Source organism: Peribacillus sp. FSL R5-0717 (assembly GCF_038002945.1).
Taxonomy (GTDB): domain Bacteria; phylum Bacillota; class Bacilli; order Bacillales; family DSM-1321; genus Peribacillus; species Peribacillus frigoritolerans.
Genome location: NZ_JBBOOF010000001.1, coordinates 2,257,680 through 2,278,147 on the forward strand (window position 1 = coordinate 2,257,680; position 20,468 = coordinate 2,278,147).

General features: G+C 43.6%; 23 protein-coding genes. 3 read left to right on the forward strand and 20 right to left on the reverse strand.

Translation table 11 applies throughout. The features are described 5' to 3' along the window. Nucleotides 1-51: 51 nt before the first annotated feature. The 14 genes from NYE65_RS11060 to NYE65_RS11125 all read right to left on the reverse strand — a co-directional run bounded on the left by NYE65_RS11060 (nucleotide 52) and on the right by NYE65_RS11125 (nucleotide 12,324). On the reverse strand, nucleotides 52-1,038 hold the full coding sequence (locus tag NYE65_RS11060) for a gluconeogenesis factor YvcK family protein (protein WP_340860939.1): 987 nt from the start codon (nucleotides 1,036-1,038) through the stop codon (nucleotides 52-54). Then, a complete protein-coding gene (gene rapZ, locus NYE65_RS11065; protein ID WP_034309965.1) occupies nucleotides 1,028-1,927 on the reverse strand; it encodes an RNase adapter RapZ in 900 nt (299 codons plus the stop codon). The genes NYE65_RS11060 and rapZ overlap by 11 nt, the downstream gene beginning before the upstream one ends. 46 nt (nucleotides 1,928-1,973) lie before the next feature. Next, entirely contained in the window at nucleotides 1,974-2,432 is a 459-nt protein-coding gene (locus tag NYE65_RS11070) for an NUDIX hydrolase (RefSeq protein ID WP_034309963.1), read from the reverse strand. 552 nt (nucleotides 2,433-2,984) lie between these two features. After that, the gene (gene trxB, locus NYE65_RS11075) at nucleotides 2,985-3,932 is read right to left on the reverse strand and encodes a thioredoxin-disulfide reductase (RefSeq protein WP_034309960.1); all 948 of its coding nucleotides are present in this window, start codon (nucleotides 3,930-3,932) and stop codon (nucleotides 2,985-2,987) included. Nucleotides 3,933-4,035: 103 nt separating this feature from the next. Then, nucleotides 4,036-5,538 (reverse strand): tetratricopeptide repeat protein, encoded by a 1,503-nt coding sequence (locus NYE65_RS11080; protein ID WP_053536816.1) that lies wholly within the window; start codon nucleotides 5,536-5,538, stop codon nucleotides 4,036-4,038. Beyond that, the gene (locus NYE65_RS11085; RefSeq protein WP_340860940.1) at nucleotides 5,531-5,710 is read right to left on the reverse strand and encodes a hypothetical protein; all 180 of its coding nucleotides are present in this window, start codon (nucleotides 5,708-5,710) and stop codon (nucleotides 5,531-5,533) included. The genes NYE65_RS11080 and NYE65_RS11085 overlap by 8 nt, the downstream gene beginning before the upstream one ends. A 38-nt stretch (nucleotides 5,711-5,748) precedes the next feature. Next, a complete protein-coding gene (hisIE, locus tag NYE65_RS11090; protein WP_057278112.1) occupies nucleotides 5,749-6,405 on the reverse strand; it encodes a bifunctional phosphoribosyl-AMP cyclohydrolase/phosphoribosyl-ATP diphosphatase HisIE in 657 nt (218 codons plus the stop codon). Next, nucleotides 6,402-7,160, reverse strand: a complete 759-nt coding sequence (gene hisF, locus NYE65_RS11095; protein WP_034309948.1) for an imidazole glycerol phosphate synthase subunit HisF — start codon at nucleotides 7,158-7,160, stop codon at nucleotides 6,402-6,404. The genes hisIE and hisF overlap by 4 nt, the downstream gene beginning before the upstream one ends. Continuing rightward, on the reverse strand, nucleotides 7,161-7,895 hold the full coding sequence (gene hisA, locus NYE65_RS11100) for a 1-(5-phosphoribosyl)-5-[(5-phosphoribosylamino)methylideneamino]imidazole-4-carboxamide isomerase (protein ID WP_258249172.1): 735 nt from the start codon (nucleotides 7,893-7,895) through the stop codon (nucleotides 7,161-7,163). Next, the gene (gene hisH, locus NYE65_RS11105) at nucleotides 7,892-8,524 is read right to left on the reverse strand and encodes an imidazole glycerol phosphate synthase subunit HisH (protein WP_268563783.1); all 633 of its coding nucleotides are present in this window, start codon (nucleotides 8,522-8,524) and stop codon (nucleotides 7,892-7,894) included. The genes hisA and hisH overlap by 4 nt, the downstream gene beginning before the upstream one ends. Then, nucleotides 8,525-9,112: an imidazoleglycerol-phosphate dehydratase HisB gene (gene hisB / locus NYE65_RS11110; RefSeq protein ID WP_048688005.1), complete on the reverse strand. Its 588-nt coding sequence runs from the start codon at nucleotides 9,110-9,112 to the stop codon at nucleotides 8,525-8,527. It lies immediately after the preceding gene. Between the two features lie 89 nt (nucleotides 9,113-9,201). Further along, nucleotides 9,202-10,491, reverse strand: a complete 1,290-nt coding sequence (hisD, locus tag NYE65_RS11115; RefSeq protein WP_340860941.1) for a histidinol dehydrogenase — start codon at nucleotides 10,489-10,491, stop codon at nucleotides 9,202-9,204. A 26-nt stretch (nucleotides 10,492-10,517) separates the two neighbouring features. After that, nucleotides 10,518-11,147 (reverse strand): ATP phosphoribosyltransferase, encoded by a 630-nt coding sequence (gene hisG / locus NYE65_RS11120; RefSeq protein WP_328177721.1) that lies wholly within the window; start codon nucleotides 11,145-11,147, stop codon nucleotides 10,518-10,520. Beyond that, nucleotides 11,140-12,324, reverse strand: coding sequence for an ATP phosphoribosyltransferase regulatory subunit (locus NYE65_RS11125; protein ID WP_328177720.1), 1,185 nt, complete (start codon nucleotides 12,322-12,324; stop codon nucleotides 11,140-11,142). Before NYE65_RS11125 ends, hisG begins: the two co-directional genes overlap by 8 nt. Before the next feature lie 471 nt (nucleotides 12,325-12,795). Here NYE65_RS11125 and NYE65_RS11130 point away from each other — a divergent pair, with 471 nt between their 5' ends. From NYE65_RS11130 to NYE65_RS11140, 3 genes are all read left to right on the forward strand, one after another. Next, on the forward strand, nucleotides 12,796-13,854 hold the full coding sequence (locus NYE65_RS11130) for a processed acidic surface protein (RefSeq protein WP_340860942.1): 1,059 nt from the start codon (nucleotides 12,796-12,798) through the stop codon (nucleotides 13,852-13,854). Between the two features lies 1 nt (nucleotide 13,855). Further along, a complete protein-coding gene (locus tag NYE65_RS11135; protein WP_328177718.1) occupies nucleotides 13,856-14,488 on the forward strand; it encodes a class D sortase in 633 nt (210 codons plus the stop codon). A 78-nt stretch (nucleotides 14,489-14,566) separates the two neighbouring features. Beyond that, nucleotides 14,567-14,710, forward strand: coding sequence for a hypothetical protein (locus NYE65_RS11140; protein ID WP_156404386.1), 144 nt, complete (start codon nucleotides 14,567-14,569; stop codon nucleotides 14,708-14,710). Between the two features lie 40 nt (nucleotides 14,711-14,750). On the opposite strand, the gene NYE65_RS11145 is transcribed toward NYE65_RS11140, so the two are convergent. The 6 genes from NYE65_RS11145 to NYE65_RS11170 all read right to left on the reverse strand — a co-directional run bounded on the left by NYE65_RS11145 (nucleotide 14,751) and on the right by NYE65_RS11170 (nucleotide 20,305). Beyond that, nucleotides 14,751-15,269, reverse strand: coding sequence for an acyltransferase (locus tag NYE65_RS11145; protein ID WP_096339395.1), 519 nt, complete (start codon nucleotides 15,267-15,269; stop codon nucleotides 14,751-14,753). Beyond that, on the reverse strand, nucleotides 15,266-15,937 hold the full coding sequence (gene ppaX, locus NYE65_RS11150) for a pyrophosphatase PpaX (protein WP_057278119.1): 672 nt from the start codon (nucleotides 15,935-15,937) through the stop codon (nucleotides 15,266-15,268). Before ppaX ends, NYE65_RS11145 begins: the two co-directional genes overlap by 4 nt. Next, nucleotides 15,927-16,871, reverse strand: coding sequence for a nucleoside recognition domain-containing protein (locus tag NYE65_RS11155; protein WP_063595776.1), 945 nt, complete (start codon nucleotides 16,869-16,871; stop codon nucleotides 15,927-15,929). Before NYE65_RS11155 ends, ppaX begins: the two co-directional genes overlap by 11 nt. 27 nt (nucleotides 16,872-16,898) lie before the next feature. Beyond that, nucleotides 16,899-17,711, reverse strand: coding sequence for a prolipoprotein diacylglyceryl transferase (gene lgt / locus NYE65_RS11160; RefSeq protein WP_057278121.1), 813 nt, complete (start codon nucleotides 17,709-17,711; stop codon nucleotides 16,899-16,901). A 26-nt stretch (nucleotides 17,712-17,737) separates the two neighbouring features. Further along, on the reverse strand, nucleotides 17,738-18,673 hold the full coding sequence (hprK, locus tag NYE65_RS11165) for an HPr(Ser) kinase/phosphatase (protein WP_340860943.1): 936 nt from the start codon (nucleotides 18,671-18,673) through the stop codon (nucleotides 17,738-17,740). A gap of 531 nt (nucleotides 18,674-19,204) precedes the next feature. Continuing rightward, entirely contained in the window at nucleotides 19,205-20,305 is a 1,101-nt protein-coding gene (locus tag NYE65_RS11170) for a DUF4097 family beta strand repeat-containing protein (protein WP_328177717.1), read from the reverse strand. Between the last annotated feature and the right edge of the window lie 163 nt (nucleotides 20,306-20,468).

Consider the following 20,468-nt stretch of genomic DNA (forward strand, 5'->3'; position numbering starts at 1 on the left):
CGAACGCAGGTAATCTATTTTTATCAATCAAAAAACCGTCCCCGCTTATATCTACGGTTCTATGTGGCTTTTTGTTTCATATACAAGCATATTATAAAGCAAATCCGCCACTTTTTTCGTATCATGGCGTATTACATTCCCTTCATAGCTGAAAATGCGTTCTTGTATGATTTCAAGACCCATCATTTTTAAGCTTTCCACATCATACATGACCGGTTTGGCATATTCAGCTTGATAGCGCTGCTGAATCTCGGTTGGTATTTCCTCATTATTAACAAGTATCCTGTCAATATATGCATTTCCCATATGGTCATATATCGCTTTTATATGATCACTCGCGCTATAATCCAGAGTCTCGCCGGCTTGTGTCATCAAATTGCAAATGTACACCTTCTTCGCCTTGGAACGGGCAACCTCTTCTCCTAAACCAGGGACAAGTAAGTTAGGCAGAATGCTAGTATATAGGCTTCCTGGACCTATGACTATAAGATCTGCCTGCTTGATTTCCTGGAGAGTTTCACTAAGCGGCTTTATATGATGAGGAGACAGGAACACTTTTTTTATTTTCTTTCCTGAGAAGGGAATCTTGGACTCTCCTGTAACAATCGTGCCGTCATCCATCTCTGCATGGAGAACCACACTTTGATTCGCAGCCGGAAGCACTTTACCGCGGACATTAAGGAATTTACTCATTTCCTGGATCGCATGGACGAAATCCCCGGTCAGCGAAGTCATTGCCGCCAGTATCAAATTCCCCAGCGAATGCCCGGACAACTCATTTTTACTTTGAAAGCGATGCTGAAACATTTGTTCAACAAGGGGCTCTACATCCGATAACGCAGCCAGCACGTTACGAATATCACCCGGAGCGGGAATATCCATATCTTCGCGAAGGCGGCCCGAACTTCCACCATCATCAGCTACCGTTACGATTGCCGTTATATCCACCGGATGCTTCTTTAACCCTCTCAACAAAACAGGAAGGCCGGTTCCTCCACCGATGATCACAACCTTAGGCTGTTTCTTTTTATCTAACATCTGCTTTCCCCTTACTTTTTTCGATATCGCGATGTGATACTTGAACCCTGTAATCCTTTTTGAAGTGGTTTGAAATATACTCCGTCAATGCTACAGAACGATGCTGGCCGCCTGTACACCCAATCGCAACAACAAGCTGTGCTTTCCCTTCACGTTTATAATACGGAAGCATGAAAGCGAGCAGATCGGTCACTTTTTCCAAGAATTTTTGCGTCTCACTCCATTTTAAAACGTAACTAGACACTTCCTGTTCCAAGCCAGTCCTTGGCCTCATATGGTCAATATAATATGGATTTGGCAGGAACCGTACATCAAACACAAGGTCGGCATCTATCGGCAGACCATGCTTGAACCCGAACGACATGACATTGACTGTAAAACCGACACTTTTATCAGCAGAAAACTCCGAAGCGATTTTCTCCCTCAATTCGCGCGGTTTCAGTTGGGAAGTATTAAAGATCAACTGGGCCCTTCCCTTCAATTCGTCCAAAAGTTCCCGTTCCATTTTAATGCCTTCCAATGGCCGGCCTAATGGAGCAAGGGGGTGGGTCCTTCTCGTTTCCTTATATCTGCGTACCAAGGAATCATCATCAGCTTCAAGAAAAAGGATTCTTGGTGATACTGCAGCTGCATCCGATAAATTATCCAGTGCAAGAAACAAGGAATCAAAAAATTCCCTTCCCCTTAAATCCATGACAAGAGCCACTTTATTCATCTTATTCCCGGAGTCCTTCATTAACTCCAAAAACTTTGGCAACAGCGTGGGCGGCAAATTATCGACGCAAAAAAAGCCGAGGTCTTCAAAACTTTGAACCGCCACTGTCTTACCTGCTCCGGACATTCCGGTAATGATGACCAATTGCGTTTCACTCATCTGCCCTGTACTCATAGTTTCTCCGCCCCCATGTATAGCAATCTTTTTTATCTCTAAAAAATTAACCTGGATCCAACCGGTAAGAAAGCAGCTTGAACTCAGGCGTGTAGGTAAAGGTTCCATAGATGATCCCACTGCCATGAACCATATAATCCAGGATGTGAAAATCACCTTCAGCCATCATCAGCTTTTTAACATCTTCAACCGGATGCCAGCTAAGTTCCCCTTCTTCACAAACATCCACATTTACACCATCGGAATCCGTTGCAAAGAAAGTGAACATCATCCATTCTGATAAAACTTTATCTCCGTCCTTCATGATGAAGGTGAAAATACCTTTGATGGAAGGGTTTTTTAAATAAACGCCCGTTTCTTCGCGATATTCCCTAATGCAAGCATCGCGAACAGATTCCCCAGGTTCCATCTTACCGCCTGGAGCTACCCACCATCCGCGTCTAGGCTTTTTCAATAAGAGGATTTGATTATCTCTGATCAATACACAGTTTGTGACACGCTGCACGTTCTTCACCTCGATTGGCTCTGCTCGACTAATAGAAACCTTCACCCCCCGTGTTGAAGAGATTCAGTTTATATCCTTAAACCGCCGCTAGATATCCATTTGGCGATCTATAAATGCTAATAGTTCAAACAAGTTGTATTTTTCATCTTCTTATGAAAGATATATATATGTTTAGTATATCTTATCATTATACTATTTTTAAAATAAGCTAACAATAAAGTAAACTTCCTGCATTGGGGGAATCTTCAATCGCAAGGAATCACATAGGTAAGCCTTTATCCTGCTTACCTCCTATTCTTCTCCACTTTCGCTTCCTAAATGCAAAGGAACGACTTGTTTCACATTAAAAAACGCTGAGGACACCCTAAAAATTGGAACTAAAGATATAGTCTCAAAGCAGGAAAACAAAAAAAAGACACAGAAACTTATTCTGTGTCCTTAAACGTTTATAATTAAAGGGGGTCAACTTCTACCCCCTACTATACCGAATCATTATTTCACGCATGTTACAACCTCGTTAAAACGGAATTACGATTGTATATTCTTGTGAAATCAAGCCTTTGGCTGCAATTTTTCTTGAAGTTCCTCAACAAAATGCTGAGCGGATTGGGCGGCAATGCTTCCATCGCCTGTAGCTGTAACGATTTGGCGCAATGTTTTTTCACGAACATCACCTGCGGCAAAAATACCAGGTACGCGTGTTTCCATCCGATCATTCGTTTCAATATAGCCTGTTGAGTTCAAGATGCCCAAGTTTTCAAATGGTTTCGTTAGCGGAAGCATTCCGATATAAATGAATACACCGTCTGCGTCCATCACTGTCTCTTCTCCGTTTTCAGTGGAAACTAGTGTGACACCGCCGACCTTGCCGCCTTTTTCATTGATTTCCTTCAAAGTGTGATTCCAGATGAAGTTAATTTTCTCATTGGCAAATGCACGATCTTGAAGAATCTTTTGAGCACGAAGTTCGTCACGTCTGTGAACGATCGTCACTTTCGAAGCAAAGCGGGTTAAGTACACACCCTCTTCAACAGCAGAGTCTCCGCCGCCGATAACGAACAGTTCCTTTTGCTTGAAGAATGCACCATCACAAACTGCACAATACGATACACCGCGGCCGCCCAATTCCTTTTCGCCAGGAACGCCGATTTTCTTGTATTCGGCACCAGATGAAATGATGATTGAACGTGCTTTGAATTCCTTTGAACCGGCTTTGATCGTTTTATACTCTTCACCGTCGATGATTTCCTTAACATCCCCATAGGCATACTCCGCACCGAATTTCTTTGCATGGTCAAACATTTTCGTTGAAAGTTCAGGTCCGAGTATAGTGTCGAATCCAGGATAATTTTCAACTTCCTCCGTATTGGCCATTTGCCCGCCCGGTACCCCGCGTTCTAACATCAATGTTGAAAGGTTCGCACGTGATGTATAGACTGCTGCCGTCATCCCTGCAGGACCAGCTCCAATAATAACAACGTCATAAATTTTTTCAGACATGTTTTCACTCCTCCATATTCCATTACAAATGGAACCTTCACTACGGTTAGTGTTCCCTACCTATTATCCTATATAACAAATAATTTTTCGTCCAAATATCTGCTCATCCGAGTAAGTTTTGAACCAACTTCACGTACTTAGATAAGGTGGACACCGAAATGAAATGTTTGTCTGCGATTGCCTGTTTGCTCGCCTTCTCACTTTTAAGCTGAATCCACACGTACTCCACCGCAGATGCCCATCCTGCAGGATTATTTAGCTTCTGCTCGGATTTCACCGCTTCGATGAATACGGAAAACCACATTAAATAGAGCCCGGCTTCATTTAATTGTATCGGTTGGAAATGCTGATATAATAACTCAGCAGTGCGATCGGCAAAATCAATCGGTGTTAATTGGCGATCTTTAGCAGGACCTTGAACAAGTTCGGCATAATCACGTTCCAATTCAGTGAAATTCTGGTTTAGGTTGAGGACCTGGTTTTTCAATAGCTTCTGTTTATGAACCGAATGTTTCAGAAGGAAAATGGCAAAAAGCCTTTCTTCGATGAATTCACTTTCCAGCCTTTTTATAATAGAAGGAAAATGATGTTCAAAACCATCTGAAGTTGCATTCATATCTCCCCAAGGCTCCATGCCTTCCTTTTCCGGGTTCATTTCCACGACCTTTTTCCATGCCTTTTTGGCAGCCTGTTCGTGGCCTAAGTGGTAAGCGGAAATGGTAAGCCAATAGTAGAAGGTTCCATCTCCTTCGAACCCTTGCTTTTGAAGTCCTTTAAGCCAATTATATGCAGAAGCATAATTTCCGATCAGAGCAAAGGTCGCTCCAAGCTTGAAACGGTGTTCGGATAGCATGGGCCTAATTTTCTCCAGCATCTGTATGAGCTCTTCAACCTTTGCCTCATCCTGTTGATAATGATGAAATACAACAAGGTTACAAAGCGCATGCAGGTTTCCCGGACTTTTTTCCAGTACCTCATCAAGTGTTGCAAAAGCTTCATTCACTTGACCAAGATAGAAATAGGCAAGTGCCAGGTTATTATAAGCGGACCAGTAATCCTCGTACTCGGCAATCGTTTCTTTCAGCACTTCGATCGCCTTCGGGAAATTGCCTGATTCCAGGTACTCGCGGGCTTGTTCCTGTTTGGTAATGAGCCCATCATGCTTAAAGGGATTTTCTTCTGACTCATCCGACTCAAAAGTTATCAATTCAAGCAAATCCTCTGCGTCATCGCTGAACTCCCCGTCTTCTTCTTTATCAAGATAAGCACTGGCGTGACGATAAGCCTCCTTGAACATGCCTAAGTGGGCATAATTATTCGCCAGGAAGTAATGACATTCCGACATATAAGGATCCATCACATCCAAGATGTTTTCCAAAAGGTTGTTTGAATAATTATATTCACCGATTTCCGAGCAAGTGATAGCCAATTGACAAGCTATCATCGGTTCAGCAGGTTCAAGTTCCAGCGCACGTTCCAGGTATTTCTTTGATTTAGGTAATTCCCGTCTATGATAAGCTTTTAAACCCTTGGTGAAATAATACTCACCTGTTGGGTGAAAGGTTAGAATTTTTGCCTGTTGGCCAAATTTAGAGTCTTTACTCATGTAATCCTCCATCTACAAGTTGATTAACCATAGTATTATAACATATTGGAGAAAATTTGCCGAACAATTCAAGAAAATGGAAAACGGGAATCCTCATGCCTTCTTCAAGAAAAATTGAAGCATTTTCCCTGTCATATGTTGATTCAGGATCACTGACCGCCATCGTAAACACACACAAAAGCCCTCCTATTGACGGAGGGCAATCACCATTCATTCGGTTTCTTTCGGTTCGTCCTTATCGGCATGTCTAGCCTTCAATACATCAAGCACCGCTTGGAAAGGCAGCTCCTGCTCTTGAAGAAGAACGAATAAGTGATAGAGGAGATCGGCACTTTCCATCGAAAGTTCCTCTGCATCACGGTTCTTAGCAGCAATGATCACTTCTGCCGCTTCTTCACCGACTTTCTTCAGGATCTTATCAACGCCCTTATCGAATAGGTAGGTCGTATATGAACCTTCAGGCATTTCCGATTTTCTTTTTTCAATCAATCTTTCTAATTCCGTCAAGAAAGTCACATTTGCCTTCACGCCTTGTCCGGCTTCACCGTTTTGGTAAATCGTTTCGCTAAAACAGCTTGTTGCCCCAGTATGACACGCAGGTCCTGCAGGCACGACCCGCACGACCAATGCATCTTGATCGCAGTCATACTTCATTTCGGTGATTTTCTGGATATTGCCGCTGGTTGCTCCTTTATGCCATAATTCATTGCGCGAACGGCTGAAGAAAACCGTTTCTCCTTTTTCAATCGACAATTGCAGAGATTCTTGATTCATGTAAGCAAGTGTCAGCACTTCGCCTGTTCCTGCATCTTGAATAATTGCCGGTACCAGACCTTTTTCGTCATATTTAATAGTTTCAAGATTCATCGTACAACCACTCCTTGTTGTTTGAGAAACGCTTTAACTTCTTTAACGGATGTTTCTTTATAATGAAAAATCGATGCCGCTAATGCTGCGTCGGCTTTACCTTCTTGGAAGGCTTCCTGGAAATGTTCAGCGTTGCCTGCCCCGCCAGATGCGATGACCGGAACTGAAACGGCTTCAGATACCGTTTTTGTCAAAGCGATATTAAACCCTTGTTTCTCGCCGTCACAATCCATGCTTGTCAATAAAATTTCCCCAGCACCGCGGGATACGGCTTCCTGCGCCCACTCGGTCACTTCCCATTCAGTCGGTTTCCGGCCGCCGTGGGTATATACGCGCCATGACCCAAGCCCTTCATCATATCGGGCGTCTATGGCAACCACGATACATTGGGAACCAAAATAATCAGCACCTTCATTAATTAACTCAGGACGCAGGATGGCTGCTGTATTTAGGGATACTTTATCGGCACCCGCCCGCAGGATCTTCTTCATATCCGCCAATGAATTAATGCCGCCGCCCACGGTGAACGGGATTGCCAAGCTGCCCGCTACCGCTTGAACGACGTCGACGATCGTTTCCCTGCCTTCATGTGATGCGGAAATATCCAGGAAGACAAGCTCATCGGCACCTTCTTGATCGTAAAAGGCTGCAAGTTCGACCGGATCTCCAGCATCCCTAAGGGAAACAAATTGTATGCCCTTGACTACGCGCCCATCTTTTACATCGAGACATGGAATAATTCGTTTAGTGAGCATTTAACCACGCACCTTTTCTAGTGCTTCTTCTACAGTAAAGCGGTTGGTATAAAGTGCCTTGCCGATGATAGCCCCTGCAATGCCATGGGCTTCAAACTCCTTGAGGGTGATAAGGTCTTCGAGTGAACTAATGCCTCCTGAAGCAATCACGTTTTTACCAGTTGCCTCCGCCATGGCCAATATACCCTTCACATTCGGCCCTGAAAGCATGCCATCCGTCGCGATATCAGTCACGATAAAGGTCTCGGCACCAGCATCGGCCAGTAGTTTGCCAAGATCTACCGCAAGGGTTCCAGACGTTTGAAGCCAGCCATGAGTGGCAACCTTGCCATCCTTCGCATCGATCCCGATAGCGATATGGCTTCCATATTTCCTAATCATATCTTTAGTGAAATCAGGGTCTGAAACGGCCGAGCTGCCTAGAATGACACGTTCCACTCCATTATCCAGATAATGGGCTATATCCCGTTCCGTTCGGATGCCGCCACCGATTTGAATGCGGGCACCTAACTCACTTGCCGCTTTAATTACGTATGAATCATTGATTCTTACTCCCTCTTTAGCTCCATCAAGGTCGACCATATGTATCCAACCGGCTCCTTGGTCTGCAAAGCTTTTAGCCATATCGAAGGGGGAATCACCATAAACGGTTTCCTGATTGTAATCTCCCTGGATTAAGCGGACGCATTTGCCTCCGCGCATATCAATCGCCGGGTAAATAGTAAAGTTGCTCATGCTTCTTCCTTCCCTTCTACTAATGACAGATAATTTCTCAAGAGTGACATGCCCATATTCCCGCTTTTTTCCGGATGGAACTGCATGCCGAACACATTCCCTTTACCGACGATCGCCGGAACTTCCACATCATACGTCGCCGAAGCGGTAACGAATGATTCATCTGTATCGACGTAGTATGAATGGACGAAATAAACATGTTCCTCTTCCAGCCCCTCATTCACTGGTGATGCGTGTTTGAATTCAAGTCGATTCCAGCCCATGTGCGGCACTTTATAAACCTGGTCATTCGCATCCACTCCCTTAAAACGGACGACTTTTCCCGGGATTAGGGATAATCCTTTTGCCGGTCCATTTTCCTCACTTTCATCAAAGAGAAGCTGCATACCAAGGCAGATGCCTAATAGGTATCCCCCATCCGCTACATATCCCAGCAGGAATTCATCCAGCTTTTGTTTTTCCAAAAGACTCATGGCATCCCTGAAAGAGCCAACGCCGGGAAGTATGATCCCTTTCGACTTTGAAAGTTCTTTTGGGTCATCGGAAATAAATGAATCGGCACCAAGGCGCTCAAGACCTTTACTTACAGAAAATAAATTCCCCATGCCATAATCGACGATCCCGATCATTTACAACATTCCTTTCGTCGAAGGGATGCCTTTGACACGTGGATCGATTGTCGTAGCTTCATCCAATGCACGGCCAAGCGCTTTAAATATCGCTTCGATCATATGATGTGTGTTGTGACCGTAATGAACGACAACATGAAGGTTCATCCTGGCTTCAAGAGCGAATTTCCAAAGAAACTCGTGCACCAGTTCAGTATCGAAAGTACCGACCTTTTGCGAAGGAAACTCAGCCCGGAACTCCAGATGCGGACGATTGCTTAAATCGATGACAACCTGGGCGAGTGCTTCATCCATAGGTACGAAAGCATTTCCGTAACGCTTTATCCCGCGCTTGTCTCCAAGGGCCTCCAATAACGTCTGACCCAAGCAAATGCCAATATCTTCAGTTGTATGGTGATCATCCACGTCTGTATCCCCATTTGCATCTACTGTCAAATCAAACTTCCCGTGTTTCGTGAACAAATCCAGCATATGCGTCATAAACGGAACGCCGGTCTTAATGGAGGAATTACCTTCACCATCCACATCAAACTTCAAACTTATTTCCGTTTCATTCGTCTTTCTCTCCACACTAGCAAAACGTTCCATTACAGCTCCTCCTCAACGGGGTACGACCCCTTTTCCCAAGATGTAAAAGCATGTCTAAAGTCTTTATATCACTGATTTCACTTATTTAATCATTCAGGACCTTTTCCCGATTCATTCACACCACGTGATTCGATGGCACGGGCATGGGCCTCAAGTCCTTCCATTCGGGCAAATGCTGCGATTTTTTCTGCATTTTTGCGGAAGGCCGTTTCACTATACATGATGATGCTCGATTTCTTTTGGAAATCATCCACATTCAGCGGGCTGGAAAAACGGGCGGTTCCATTGGTAGGCAACACATGATTGGGGCCTGCAAAGTAATCCCCGACGGGCTCCGAGCTAAAGCGGCCAATGAAGATTGCACCGGCATGACGGATTTTAGCCATGATTTCAAGTGCATCTTTGGTCACAATTTCCAAATGTTCCGGTGCCAGTTCATTAATCGCTTCAACAGCTTCTGCCATATTCCCGCATACAACGATTCTTCCATAATCCCTTATCGATGCTGCAGCAATATCATGACGTGGAAGCAACGCCACCTGCTTGGTCACTTCTGATGCCACTTCTTCTGCTAGAGACGTAGAAGTCGTGACCAAAACACTGCAAGCCCGGGCATCATGCTCCGCCTGTGATAACAAGTCTGCCGCTACTTCTGCAGCGATGGCCGTTTCGTCCGCCAAGACCGCTATTTCACTTGGACCTGCTATCATATCAATGGCGACATCCCCGAATACTTCGCGCTTCGCTAACGCCACATATATATTTCCCGGACCCACTATTTTATCCACTTTCTTAATTGTTTCCGTCCCATAAGCGAGGGCAGCTATGGCCTGAGCCCCGCCAACTTTATAGATTTCCTTAACTCCGGCAATTTTGGCGGCTGCCAAAACCGCTGGCGATAATTTCCCATCTTTCCCTGGAGGAGATACCATAACGATCCGTTCCACCCCCGCTGCCATCGCAGGCAGTGCATTCATCAATACTGACGAAGGATAGGCCGCTGTGCCTCCAGGTACATAAACACCTACAGCATCAAGAGGTGTCAATTTTTGTCCTAGCATCGTTCCTGTATCATCAGTCGTAAACCATGAATTTCGAATTTGTTTCTCGTGAAACATTCGGATATTATTCGCAGCTTCTTGAATAATATCAAGCTGCTCACCAGTCAATGCCGCTGTCGCTTCTTCCATTTCCTGCTCCGATACAAGCAATTCTCCTGGACTGACACCATCGAAACGTTCGGTATAGGTATGTAAAGCCGCGTTTCCGCTTTTCCTGACATCATAAATAATATCCTGAACCGCTTTTCTTTGATCGGCAGTACCTGCTTCAACCGAGCGTTTCAGGGAAATCCCTTCAGCAAACCGTTCTATTTTCATACCTTCACCTCATTAGCGATTCTTTACTATTTAATAATTTCTGCTAGCCGTTCCACGATTTCGGTAATCCTTGCTTCTTTAATTCGATAGCTGACAGGGTTTGCTACCAGCCTCGAAGTCACATTGGCGATTTTCGCATATTCCACAAGACCGTTTTCCTTCAATGTCCGCCCGGTTGAAACGATATCGACGATCCGTTCAGCTAAACCAATTAACGGTGCTAACTCAATAGACCCGTTCAACTTTATAATCTCGACTTGCTCCCCCTGCTCGCGAAAATAGCTGGAAGCAACATTCGGGTATTTACTGGCTATTTTGGGGGCGATGTCACTTATTTTCGTACCAGGCAGTCCAGCTACAGCCAAGTAGCAGGCACTGATTTTCAAATCAAGTAACTCATAGACATCACGTTCTTCCTCAAGCATGACATCCTTCCCTGCAATTCCAATGTCAGCGACGCCGTGTTCCACATAGGTTACGACATCCATCGGTTTAGCTAAAATGAACCGCAGATTCTCTTCTTCCACCTCAAGGATCAATTTCCGGGAATCATCAAACTCGGGAGGGAGACGAAAACCGGCCCTTCTTAATAGCTCTGCCGCTTCTTCAAATATTCTCCCTTTCGGCATGGCAATCGTTAAAAAGCTATTATTCATCTTTTCCATTCCCCCCGTTACCCACGAATAAATGAACTTCAGAAAATGTCCGTGTAAAAGCATCGACATTTTGGACGACAGTAATATCTTGAATCGTTACCGATTTCCCTTCGGAGCGTTTTTCCCTTGCAAAACCGATCGCTTCCAATCTTCGTTCGGGACTGAATAAAATACATTCTGGCGCGACAGGCTGAATCGGCTCCCCAAGAGCTTCTGCAAGACGATCCACCCGGATTGCAAAACCTGTGGCTGAAGCATTCCAGCCGAACTTCTCAAGCAGATTATCATACCGGCCGCCATTGCCGATTGGAGAGCCGACTTGTCCGGCATACACTTCAAATAAAGTTCCCGTGTAATAACTCATATGACTGACCAATGTTAGGTCGATGCTCACATATTGTTCAACGTCAAATTCTTTTAGCTGTGCAGACAATTCCTTCAGTTCAGCCAAAGAATCTTGCCCTTTATTATTTTCAACCAACCCAAGCGCCTTTTCCATGGTTCCTTCACCGCCACGTAAGGAGGTAAATTCGATAAGCCGTTGTTTATCAATGGATGAAAGCGGAAGTGATTTAACATGCTCGCGATAACCAACATAATTTTTTTCATACAAAAACTTCCTTAATATAGAGGCCCTTTCCTCCGTACCTAGAATGCTCAAGAAAAACTCTTGCAGAAATCCGATATGTCCAATGGAAATTTTAAATTCCTGAAGCCCTGCAGCCTTTAGAGCATCCGCAAGCAGGGCAATCATTTCAGCATCGGCACTTATTGACTTATTTCCGATACATTCAATGCCAATCTGTTCGAATTCTGCCGGCTTGCCTCCTTCACGCTGCTGTGCCCGGTATACATTCGCGGAATAGGCCAGGCGAAGCGGAATTTGCTGTTTTAGCAGTTTGGATGCTGCGACCCGTGCAATGGGCGCTGTCATCTCGGGACGGAGTACGAGCGTATGCCCCTGGGAATCAAGAAGTTTAAACAACTGTTGATCCAATATTGCTGAAGCCTCGCCAATTGTTTCATAATATTCCAAAGCTGGCGTTTCAATAAATTGATAGCCCCACTTCTTGATTTCATCACTCATTTTATTTCTGGCCGACACTTTCGTTTCATACAGCACCGGCAATGTATCTCTCATGCCTAATGGTTTTTCAAACATAAATGGCTTTGTCACGACTGCACATCCTTTTGCAATATTGATTACTATCTATATCCAATCGGTCCGCCTATAGGCAAAAACCGATGCACCCATTCCCTATTTTGTTTATCCTTTATCTTTCCAAGGTTTTCACGCTTAAATCCAAATTTCGGATAACATATAAAAATAGTATCAAATAAAATGACATAATCCTATAAATAATCGCAATAATCTATTAAATCACTTTAGTTCGCTAATATGGTAGCAGGTTGAAGTTATTAATAGTTTACCCCTGCCCCCACCTCACGTCAAGGAAAATATGCCTAATCCCATTCCTTCAATACCACGTCGGTCTTGGATATTCTTCATGATCAGTTTAAGCCCTTTTCCCCGGATACTTCTTCCTATCTTTAGCCATTCATTGTTATTAATGTGTACCTTTTGGTTTAGCTGTTTTATAATACATAGGTGTTTGGCAATATTAGAGAAATTTAGGGGGATATGGGAATGAAGAAATATTTTTCGTTTTTTGTGGCACTTATCGTTCTTTTTTCACTGGGTTCAAGCGGAACGAAAGGTTTTGCGGCAACTAAGATCAACCAGGATGAGCTTAATGCATACCTTTCTGAAGTTAGAATGACGCAAGAAGAATTGGAAGAGTATTTATCCTATTACGACTTAACATTGAATGAACTGAAATCGGCAGAAGAGTTGCGTGAAACATTAGGACCTGCCGTCACTCCTGAGACCTTACAGAATCTACTTAAACAATATGAAATGACAGAAGCTGAACTTACTGAATTATTAATGGAATACGGCGAACTGGAAGAGGGTGATTCCATCATCGATACCTTCCATTTCATTTACGACATTGAGGATATCATCGATTTGGAAATGGATTATGATGAGGAAGAGATAGAATATGACGAGGAAGAGATCAGCGATTTAATGGATGGTCTCTTTACTGAGATCGGCCTTACTGACGAAGAGCTCGACAGATTCATGAACCACCTTTTGCCTATCGTCGAAGACCCTTCTTTTGAATCTCGTTTAATGGCGATCTCCGATAGGATGAATCAACTAGAGTATTTTGAAACAATTGATGAATTATCTGCAGAACAAGTGGCAGAATTGCTTTCGATATATAATGATCTTCAAAGCTTGCTGCAAATTCAATTCAAATTTTCTTTAATTCAGGCTGGTGTCACGACAAACCTATCCCTTGAGGCATTATTCCAGCTTAAGGAATTGACGAATGCTAGTTTACTAGTTTCCATTTATGATTTAAACGGCCATTTCCTGCTCGATTTTACATTGACTGGTGAAATGATCGGTTCCGATTTAGTGAAAGAAACCGGCAATGACATGAAACAGTCCACCGAGGTCATTTCTAAAGTGGCTGAGTTAAAAAAAGAAAAGAAGAAACCTTTGAAGCCTGAGCATAAAACGGAAAAAGGCGGAGTGCTTCCTAAAACGGCAGGTAATTATTTATTCGGTGCTTTATGCGGTTTAGTGTTGATGGGTATCGCTTTCGGATTAATTAGAAAAGCGAGACTCACTAATTAAGATGAGCAAAAATAGGCAATCCAGGCATAAGAAAAAATCGTTGCTTATCACTGCTGTTTGCTTTTTAACCTTAGGTTTTTATTTTACAACGACAAACGCTTATACGCTGTTAAAAGGCTATGCCCTATATAAATGGAATGAATCTGACACGACGGAAGCGACGGCTAAGCTCCCCGATCCGAAGACGAAAGCAAATAGTCCCGATGGGCTTGAACTATATGAAGAACGACCGGAGACAGGTGATTTGATGGGTGAGCTTTATATCCCAAAAATCGAGGCAACACTCCCAATTTATCACGGAACGGACGAAGATGAACTCGAAAAGGGCGTCGGTCACTATGCGGGGTCCGTCCTTCCCGGTGAAAAGGATAATTCCGTTTTATCCGGTCATCGAGATACAATTTTCAGAGATCTAGGTGAAGTCGGCGAGGGTGACTTGCTGATTGCCAAGACAGAAGCAGGTTCGTTTACATATAAAGTGAGGAAGGTCCGTATCGTCGATGCGGATGACCGTACCGTGATCGTTCCCAAGCCTAAAGCCACACTTACAGTAACAACCTGCTACCCTTTTTCATATATTGGTAGTGCACCGGAACGGTACGTATTGGTTGCCGATTTATTGAAATCGGAATAGATAAATGAGATGCGGGGCTGAAGTCGTTCAGCTCCCTCTTCATAAATCTTTACTAGATGATAGGAGGACAAGCTCAATATGGAAAAACAGGCACAGGAAAGGTTTTTTCAAATTTTAAAAGAAACGTATGAAGCGACGGTGAACCAGGAAAATATATCAATCAACGAAGTGATAGAGCATCTAAAGAATGAACTGACTCCGTTATACCCAAAATGCCATTAAAAAAGGACCTGCCGCATATTGGGGCAAGTCCTTTCTTTTATCATAAGGAAGTTTGCTGCTCTCTCTCAAGCATTTCCTCTTTGGTGTATATGATTTTCATTGGATTCCCGCCAACGAAAGCTCCCTCCGGAACATCCTTATGGACAAGCGTTCCCGCAGAGACAATCGCCCCATTACCAATTGAAAGTCCTGGAAGAATGGTCGAATTCGCGCCAATCAATACTTCATCGCCAATGACCACTTCTCCTAAACGATATTCATGAATCAAATATTCATGAGCAAGGATCGTCGTATTATAGCCAATGACAGTATTTATTCCGACCGATATTTTTTCCGGAAACATCACATCCGGCATGACCATCAAGGCAAACGAAGTATGCTTCCCGACCTTCATATGTAAAAAAGTCCTGTATAGCCAATTCTTCATGCCCAGAAAAGGCGTGTAACGTGCTATCTGTATCACCACAAAATTCTTGACGACTTTCCAGAATGGAACGGTCTTATATACATGCCATAGTGAATTGGCCCCTTCAACTGGATAGCGGGACGTGCGCCTCATTTTTTTCTAGCCTCCGTGAGTTTTTCAACCTCAACGATATTCAATAAATCCGCCATTTGCTCAAGCATATAATCAGGGTGATAGCTTTCCAGGAATTCACGGCCTTTAATGGACCAGGAGACCCCTGCCGTTTTTGTACCTGTATTTTTCCCGCCCATGATATCATGATAACTGTCGCCAATCATGATCGCTTCTTCAGGGACCGAACCGAGTTGATGCAAAGCTTTTACCAAAGGCTCTGGGTCCGGCTTTGCCTTTTCCACCTCATCCAGTGTGACCACCACTTCAAAGAACTGATCCAGTTTGCTTAAACGCAGGCCCTTTTCGACGACATCACGCTTCTTTGTCGTAACGACTGCCAATTTATAACCGCTCTGCTTCAGCGTTTGAACGGTTTCGAACACCCCGTCAAATTGTGTGACAAGCAAATCATGGTTCCTCCAATTATGCTCCCGATAGTATGCGATCATTTCATCCACACGTTTTGGATCAATGGAAGAAAACGTATCGACCAAAGTCGGTCCGATAAATGGAATGATATCTTCCCGCTTGTACTTTCCAGGACAAAAGTGGTTTAAAGTTTCTGTAAAAGAGGCGATGATCAATTCATTTGTATTAATCAACGTACCATCAAGATCAAATAATAATGTAGTTATGTTACTGTTCATATACAGCTTCCTTTCTCTGTACCCTATCAGTCCGATTCCATATATACGCAACGACCATCGTTAAAACAATGGCAGTGAGCAGCCGAATAAGTAACAGCGGCAAGACCGGAATCCCCAGCGGAATAAAAATCAGTGTGTCTTCTACAACAGCATGGCAGGCAACTAAAAAGATGAATGCAATCGTCATATCCTTCTTCGAAACATTATCCTCTTTAGCCGCTTGAATCATTACGCCTGCGCCATATGCCAAACCGAGAGTCAGGCCTGTAACGAAAGGCATAGAAGCATTCGGCTTCATCCCCAGGACCTTCATGAAAGGGGCAAGGGCTTTCGAGAAGGCTTCCAGCCACTTTAAATCCTTCATGATTTGAACCGCCACCATGAGCGGAATAACGATGACCGCCAGCTGGCCAATTCCTGAAAGGGCCTGAATGACCCCATGCAAAAGGATTGCCCCCGTTCCGTTAATCTCTGCAGCTTCCCCGATAGCCGTTCCTTGGGCCATTTCAGATCCGCCCTGCCAAACAAGATTGATGACGACCGCGGACAAAAGCGCAAGCCCGATCCGTACTGTTAAGATGACCCACAGCTTGACACCGGTTTTCATCGCCACACCTGACTCGATCAATAAATTATGTGAAAAAGATAGCATCATAGCGATGATAAAAACTTCTTTCACAGTCAAATCAAGCGTTAATATGCCTGCAATCGCTGCGTATAAATTCAGGAAATTCCCTAATACAAGCGGAATTGCAGCATCCCCTGGAAGACCGATGAGATTCATCAAAGGCGCTATCAAGTTGATGATGAACGGCAATACAGGCGTATATTGAAGCACAGTGACGATCAGAGTAACCGGAAATATCACTTTCCCCAAAGACCAGGTTGTATTCAAGCCTGAAAGAAGTCCCTTTTTAACCGAATCTACTATCACTATGCCCTCTCCCTTTTCACATATTACCTATGCATCTAAATATCTTTTGTCTGCATGCCCGCGGACCCTTCTATAGACCACTAAAGCAATGGCTACAACTACCAACACTATCGAAATCACTTGTGCGATACGCAGTGACTCCGTCAGCATCAAACTGTCCGTCCGCAATCCTTCGATGAAATAACGTCCGATGGAATACCATATTACATAGGTTAAAAACAGTTCTCCCCTGCGCAAGTTCACTTTCCGTAAACTTAAGAGAATTATGACTCCGAGGATATTCCAAATCGATTCATACAAGAAGGTCGGGTGATAATACGTACCGTTTATGTACATTTGATTTATGATGAATTCAGGCAAATGCATATTTTCAAGGAATGACCTTGTTACTTCTCCCCCATGCGCTTCCTGATTCATGAAATTACCCCAACGGCCAATCGCCTGCCCCAACAATAAGCTCGGTGCAGCAATATCCACCAGCTTCCAAAATGAGACCTTCTTGACCTTTGCAAAAACGATTGCAGTCAGCACCGATCCGATCAACGCACCATGTATGGCAATTCCGCCATTCCATATTTTTATGATATCCCCCGGGTTTTGTGAATAGTACTCCCATTGGAAGATCACATAATAAATACGGGCACTAATGATCGCGATCGGGACAGCAAATAAAATCAAATCAGTAAATATTTCCTTATCAAGACCTCTTCGCTCAGACTCCCTTAATGCGATAATAAGTCCCAATAACACACCGAAACCGATGATTAGCCCATACCAATGTACCTGGATGGGCCCTAGATCAATCGCTATCGGATTCAGCGGCTGTATTCCTTGTTCCATTTTGTCCCCTCTTTTCCTATAACCTTTTAAAGTTCATCATGTTCCGGATCTGCAATGGCATGGTTCAAGCGATCTGAAAACTGTTCTGCAGCATTTACTCCCATTCGTTTCAGGCGGTAATTCATGGCTGCCACTTCAATGATAACAGCTAAATTTCGCCCTGGACGGACAGGTACGGTAATTTTCGTCACTTCCGTATCGATGATTTTCATTTTCTCTTCATCAAGGCCAACCCGGTCATACTGCTTATTTTTTTCCCATAGTTCCAGATTGATGACGATTGAGATCTTTTTATTGCTGCGGACTGCACCAGCTCCAAAAAGTGTCATTACATTTATGATTCCCAATCCCCTAATTTCAAGAAGATGTTCAATTAAATCCGGGGCATTCCCGACTAGCGTATCTTGATCTTCCTGCCTGATTTCGACACAGTCATCGGCTACGAGACGATGACCCCGTTTCACTAATTCCAGGGCTGTCTCACTTTTACCGACTCCGCTTTTACCGGTGATCAACACACCTAAACCATAGATATCCACCAATACACCATGAACGGCAGTGGTTGGTGCCAACCTGCTTTCAAGGAAATTGGTCAGACGGCTGTATAACCTTGTCGTCTTCATATTGGATCTCATCACAGGAACAGATTCCCGCTCAGAAGCTTCGATCAATTCTATCGGCACTTCCTGACCACGCGTAATGATGATGCCTGGAGTAAAGTCCCGGCACAACTCTTCCATCCTCTGTATTCGATCCGGTTCATTCAACCGATTAAAAAAGGACATCTCCGTCATACCTAACAGCTGTACTCGATCTGCGGGATAATAATCAAAAAAACCGGCTATTTCAAGTCCGGGACGAGATAAATCACTCGTGACGATCGGTCGGTTAATTCCTTCTTCCCCACTGATAAGTTCTAGACCGAACGCTTCTACTATATCCTTTGTACGGACTTTTGCCATATATCTTTCCTCCTTTTGGAGCGATGCTATTTTTTGAGATACTTTTTCTATTTTAGCATTTTTCTGTTAATAACCAAACAATGCATTATCGATTTATCGTTTTTTTATTCACTCCGCACGGATTGGCCACGTGAACAGGAAAGAGATGAGGATGAACATAAATAAAAGAAAGCCCGCCATTTTATATTGGCCGGCTCACTTTGGAGACAAAAGGGATAGGAAAACGTATCTTTCATCAAATGATATTCCCGAACCAACTCCAAGCACCCCCTTAGGTGTGGTTTCGCTAAAGTTGCATGTTGATTCCGCTCCAGTCACTCGCTTATCCAGAGGCGGTCGTGGAGCCTCCTCGGCTTGCGCCTGCGGGGTCTCCGCTAGACGCGCTTTTCCCGCAGGAGTCTCGTACCTTTCTCTCCAATCAACCTTATTATTAAATTTTGAACAATTCATAAAAAAACTGCAGGCAAACTCGTTTTCAGAGAGTTTGCCTGCAGTTTGCTCCGTCAGTGATATCAACGATCTTTCCTTTCTTCAGGAAACCGTTATTGCTGCAGTCTTCGTTTCTGCAAAAACATGAAGCACAGGAACCTCTTCTTTAACCGTCTTGAACTTAAGGACCTTCTGAACCACATCACTTTTCTCTTCGATGATCGTCATCCCTTCCAAAGTTACATTAAAGCTTCCTAAATTCGATTTCAACTCTCCTTCGATCGCCTTGCCTGGAGGCAGGGTCAGCTGGACTTTTCCAGTGACTGACTTAGCATGGATCGAATCGCAATCCATTCCTGAATTCGTACAGATGACTTCACCATTGAACGTTTGAACATCCAATTTCTTGAAGTACCCATCGGCATTAATCGCTCCATTCAAGGTCTCGGCTTCCAAGTCATTAAAATTGGTATCTGAAATGGTGATCATCCCGTTACCAGTTTCAAGCTCACAGAAATCACCCGTACCCTGCATGATATGAATGGCACCATTCGCCGTTTTCGCTTTAAAGTTCTCTGATTTCAATGATTCAGCCGTGATTGCTCCATTGAACATCCTTACATGAATGTCCTCATATTCCTTTCTTGGAATGTACATGGTCGTATCAACCTTTATCGATTTTTCACGAACCTCGAACTTCAATTTTCCATTTTCAATCGTGAAATCGACTTCTTCCAAAAAGTTTTTCCTGGCTTCTTCTATATCTTCCACACGGTATACCTTAGCTTGGCATTCCACCCGGACATCATCATGGTCCCATGCGGCGATTTTCATTTTCCCATTTGCTATATCTACATCAACAACATTCAGGAAATCTTGATCATGCTGGAAAATATGACTGACCTCCACAGATTTCCCGAAATTGAAATCAAGATCCGTTTCTTTGATTTTCTTAAAAGCACTTTCAACGAAATCCATAATCTTTTCTTTCGATGACTGGATATTCTTCTTAAACGTATCCTGATTGCTTCCTTCGCTTTTCTTATCCACGACTACCGTCGATAATTCATTTTGCAATTTCTGCTCTTTAGCTTCACTTTCCTGACTGGCTTTATCTAATTCTTCCAATAGGCCCATGGCTTCTTCCGCTGATAACTTTCCATCCTGAATCATTTCTAAAATTTTCTTTCTTTCCTCCTGCATGAACATTCCTCGCTTTCTTCTATCATTTTATTCATACATACGCCTAGATATCTAAAAAGTTTCATAAATACCGTTTTTCCCATCATTCGACAAACGTAAATGACAATTTCCGAAAAGGAAGATGTTTGATTTCCCCGGAAATATCTTGTTTTCCCATTCTTTA